Below are 4,941 nucleotides of genomic sequence, written 5' to 3'. Positions count from 1 at the left end.
TCTATATATTTCTTTACCTTAATTAAGGAGAACAAATGAAATATCTAAGATATGAGTATAAAGATAATATTGAGCGCTATGGGATTTTACAGGGAGAAACAATTACAGAGATTGAGTGGGACCTCTTTGGCGATTACATGCCTACAGATATAACTCTAGATCTTAAAGATGTTAAAATTTTGCCCCCTTGTAAGCCTACAAAAATAGTATGTGTCGGGCTTAACTACAAAGACCATGCGGATGAGATGAACGCCGAAGTACCCGAAGATCCAAAACTCTTTATCAAACCAAACACGGCAATAATCGGGCACGAGGATACAATCGTTTATCCCGAGCATATGTCAAAAAGAGTAGATTATGAGGGAGAGCTTGCAGTTGTGATCGGGAAAAGAGCCGTTCGGGTCAGCGAAGAAGACGCTTTAGACCATGTTTTCGGCTATACATGTCTATGTGATGTCACCGCAAGAGACCTAACAGCTAAAGACGGACAATATACCAGAGGTAAGGGGTTTGATACCTTTGCACCTTTCGGACCCTATATAGAGACCGAGCTTGACCCTCACAATCTTCATATTGCCACATATCTAAATGATGAGATAAAACAGAGCTCAAGCACAAACATGCTGATCTTCAGCGTACCAAAATTAGTAAGCTTTATTTCTAATGTCATGACACTTATTCCAGGGGATGTAATTTCGACTGGTACTCCTTCAGGAATTGGACCTATGCAAAAAGGCGATACTGTTGAGGTTCACATAGAAGGCATTGGAATTCTTAGAAACCACATCGGAGAGTAAATTTATTTTTGAGCTCAATACACTTCCCCTTAAGTATTGCTCTGGGTAAAATACGAAGCACTTAAATTGCATTAAAGGAGAAATAGTTTGCCTAAAGTACTTGTTCTTCCAGGAGACGGAATAGGAGTTGAGGTTACAAATGTAAGCCTAGATATTCTAAAAATTATAGGCGATAAACACAACATTGAATTTGAGTTCGACAGAGAACTATTTGGCGGAGCTTCTATCGACGAGCATGGGGTTCCGATAACGGATGAAGTGATTGCCAAAGCTAAAGCATCTGACGCAGTCCTTATGGGCGCTGTAGGCGGACCTAAATGGGAAGACCTGCCGCATGAAAACAAGCCTGAAAGTGGGCTACTTGCTCTTAGAAAAGAGCTAGACGCTTTTGCTAATCTAAGACCTGCTGTCGTATACCCTGCCCTAGCAGACGCATCAACTCTTAAAAGAGAAGTGGTAGAAGGTGTTGACATTATGGTTGTAAGAGAACTGACGGGCGGTATCTACTTTGGGCAACCAAGAGGTATCGATGAGCTTGACGACGGTCAGCACTTGGCATATAACACTCTTGCCTATACAACGTCAGAGATTGAGAGAATCGCAAGAGTAGCATTTGATATAGCAAAGAAAAGAAATAAAAGACTAACCTCAATTGATAAGGCAAACGTGCTAGAGGTAAAACAGTTTTGGAGAACAACTGTAACCAGAATACAAGAAACAGAATATCCCGAAATCGAGCTTGAGCATTTATATGTAGACAACGCAGTGATGCAGCTTATCAGAAGACCCAAGACTTTTGATGTGATTTTAGCTGGAAACATGTTTGGGGATATAATCAGCGATGAGGCAGCGCAGCTAACAGGGTCTCTTGGTATGCTTCCTTCAGCAAGCATAGGTGAAGGGGCAATCTACGAGCCTGTTCACGGAAGCGCACCTGATATCGCAGGGCAGGATCTGGCAAATCCGATTGCTATGCTGCTCACATCAGCCATGATGCTTAAGTACTCGTTAAACCTAGACGAAGCGGCAAATGAAATTGAACAGGCGGTTGAAAGAGTTTTAGAGAAAGGCTTTAGAACCGCCGACATATATCATGAGGGCACAACAAGAATTGGATGCGTCCAAATGGGAGAGGAAATAGCCCGGGAACTCAGCTAATATATGTGGCGCCTTAAGTGTAAACCGTGAGTAATAAATCGAGCTTCAAGCATGAACACCTATATAAGTATTTATTCAAGCATGATAGTTTTAAAAGTCTTATACAAAAAATAGAAGCTGGTGATAATAGAGTTTCCCTCCATGGATTAAGCGGCACCTCTAAATATTTTCTCCTATCGGCAATATACTATTTCACAAATAGACCCTTCCTGCTTCTATGCCCCAGTAGAAGAAAAGCTGAATCTGCAGTTAATAACCTCTCCTTTTTTCTAAATTCGGCCCCTTGGGTTCTAGAAAAAAAAGAACCAAGCATTGGTGAAGTCGTTTTCTCATCCAAATCACAGCTGCTTAAAGAAAAAAACAGCTGGCTCTACTCAGCGATTTCAGGAAAACCTCTTATAGCTGAGATATCTGCGCTGTTTGAGAAAACCATAACTAGAAAAAACTTTGAAAACTTCCTAATACATATCCAAAAAGGTGATCTTTTAATCAGGGAAGAACTTATAGAACAACTAGCGCAAACCGGCTATGTACAGACAGATTTTGTTCAAGGAAGAGGTGATATAAGCGTAAGAGGCTCAATAATTGATGTCTTCTCCTCCGGTCATGCAAGGCCTATCAGAATAGAATTTATAGGTGATGAAGTGGGTTCAATTAGAGAGTTTAGTGTTGATGATCAGAAAACCACGGACAAAATAGATAGCTCTACGATTCTACCAATTAGCTCTATTGTTCTAAATGAGAACACAATAAAACGAGCATCAGAGTATTTAAGAACAAAAGCAGAAGAAAAAGGAGTTTTAGGAAGAACTAAATTAGATATGATTGAGCCTATTGAAAAAGGGAACAGAATTCCAAATATGGAATGGATGCTTCCGGCGTTTTATTCGAAGTTAGGCAGCATATTTGATTACCTGCCAGAGGACATACTAATAATAGATGACGGACCTGAAGATAATTCAACTGCCATAGAAACTTTTAGAAATGATCTAGCCCAAGTTGAAACTACATTACAAAAGCAGCTCAAGATTGCCCCTGAAATTGACGAGCTCTATCTCAAAGATGATTATATCAACAAAACCATAAAAAAGCTTCAGACCATCAATCTTGCTGACTTTGAATTATCCGGGACTAAAGAGCTGCATTTCAAATTCAACTCCGAGTCAATTACGCTTGCACAATCCGAGCAAGACCACTCACCCATAGATACGCTATCAGAGAAGATTGATGAATCAAAAAAGCACGGATACTCAATGCTCTTAGCATTTAAAACACAAAATGAGCAAGAGAAAATCCTCTCGCTTCTAAATGAGCGAGGGTACGAGAATGTGAATTCATCAGTTGGGAGCCTATCCAAGGGATTTAAGCTCTATGAGGCCAAGCTTGAGATACTTACCGAAGAAGACATTTTTGGTGAGAAGAAAAACCGGGCATCATACAAAAAAGGGAAAAATGTTCCCTCAGCATTTATAACATCATTTAGTGAATTAAAGCCTGGCGATTATATAGTACATGTAGAGTTTGGCATCGGGATATTTAGAAATCTCAAGAAGCTCAGGATAGGAGACACAGAAGGAGATTTTCTACAGTGCGAATATTCCGGAGGGGATAAGATTTATGTACCGGTAGATAAGCTCAAGCTCGTTCAGAGGTACATTGGAGACGGTAAACCCCACAAAATTGATAAGCTTGGAAACCAGAGCTGGAACACAAGAGTAAAGAAAGTAAGAAAAGCTGTGGAAAACGTTGCGGGCGAACTTTTAGAGCTCTATGCCAAAAGAAAGGCGCAAAAGGGCTTTAGATATTCTCAAAGAGACGAGACATATAGAGAGTTTGAGCTTGAGTTTGGATACGAGGAAACTCCCGATCAGGAAGCTGCAATAGAGGATGTAATGCTTGATATGGAGTCCTCAAAGCCTATGGACAGGCTAATCTGCGGCGATGTAGGCTTTGGAAAGACCGAGGTTGCCCTTAGAGCCGCATTTAAAGCCTCTATGGACGGAAAACAGGTTGCATTCTTAGTTCCTACCACGCTCTTAGCTGATCAGCACCATAAAACCGCTCTAAAACGCTTAAAAGGATATCCGATCAATATTGGAGCTTTATCAAGATTTAATGTTGGCAAGCAAGAGAAAGAAATTGTCCAGAGTCTTGAGGACGGAAAGATAGATATAGCTATAGGCACTCATAAGCTTTTAAATGACAAAATAAAGTTTAAAGATCTTGGTCTTTTAATTATAGACGAAGAGCATAGATTTGGAGTAGGTCAAAAAGAAAAGCTGAAAAAGCTAAAAGAGGGTGTAGACGTGCTTTCATTAAGCGCCACTCCTATTCCCAGAACCCTTCAGCTTTCACTTGCAAAAATAAGAGATATAAGTCTTATCACAACCCCTCCTGAGGGAAGACAGGCAATAGAAACTTATGTCTACAAAAATAGCGGCAATATTATCTCTGAAGCCGTCTCGAAAGAGATTAAAAGAGGTGGTGCAGTGTTTTTCATACACAACCGCATCAAGGACATCTACCGGGTAGCTGACCAAGTGCAGCAGCTCGCGCCAAATGCTAAAATTGAAGTCACTCACGGGAGAATGAGGGAAAAGCCCCTTGAAGAAGCCATAGAGAGATTCATAAACGGACAAATAGACATTCTAGTCACAACTGCAATAGTAGAGTCGGGACTAGATATACCAAGAGCAAATACTATAGTAATAGACGAGGCGCACACATTTGGTCTGGCAGATCTATACCAACTAAGAGGAAGAGTAGGAAGATCCGAGAAAAAGGCTTATTCATACATGCTAATACCTTCATCCAAGCCTCTTACAGATGAGGCAAAGAGAAGGTTGAAGGTAATATCCGAGTTTAAAGAACTAGGTTCGGGGTTTAAACTTGCACTATCAGATCTAGAAATCAGGGGAGCGGGACATCTTTTTGGCAATGAGCAGTCTGGTCATATAGCAGACGTTGGGCTTGAGATGTATTTAGA

3 protein-coding genes are annotated in these 4,941 nt (G+C 40.7%); all 3 read left to right on the top strand.

The annotated features are described in order from the left end of the window. Window positions 1-35: 35 nt before the first annotated feature. Window positions 36-797, top strand: a complete 762-nt coding sequence (locus AAF462_10055) for a fumarylacetoacetate hydrolase family protein (GenBank protein ID MEM7009463.1) — start codon at window positions 36-38, stop codon at window positions 795-797. A gap of 87 nt (window positions 798-884) precedes the next feature. After that, the gene (leuB, locus tag AAF462_10050) at window positions 885-1,955 is read left to right on the top strand and encodes a 3-isopropylmalate dehydrogenase (GenBank protein MEM7009462.1); all 1,071 of its coding nucleotides are present in this window, start codon (window positions 885-887) and stop codon (window positions 1,953-1,955) included. Between the two features lie 26 nt (window positions 1,956-1,981). After that, the coding region (gene mfd / locus AAF462_10045) for a transcription-repair coupling factor (protein ID MEM7009461.1) at window positions 1,982-4,941 on the top strand (2,960 nt) is incomplete at its 3' end.

Source organism: Thermodesulfobacteriota bacterium (assembly GCA_039028315.1).
GTDB lineage: Bacteria > Desulfobacterota_D > UBA1144 > Nemesobacterales > UBA2774 > CR02bin9.
The sequence above is the reverse complement of the archived record's forward strand: the minus strand, read 5'-3'. Positions and strand labels throughout refer to the sequence as shown.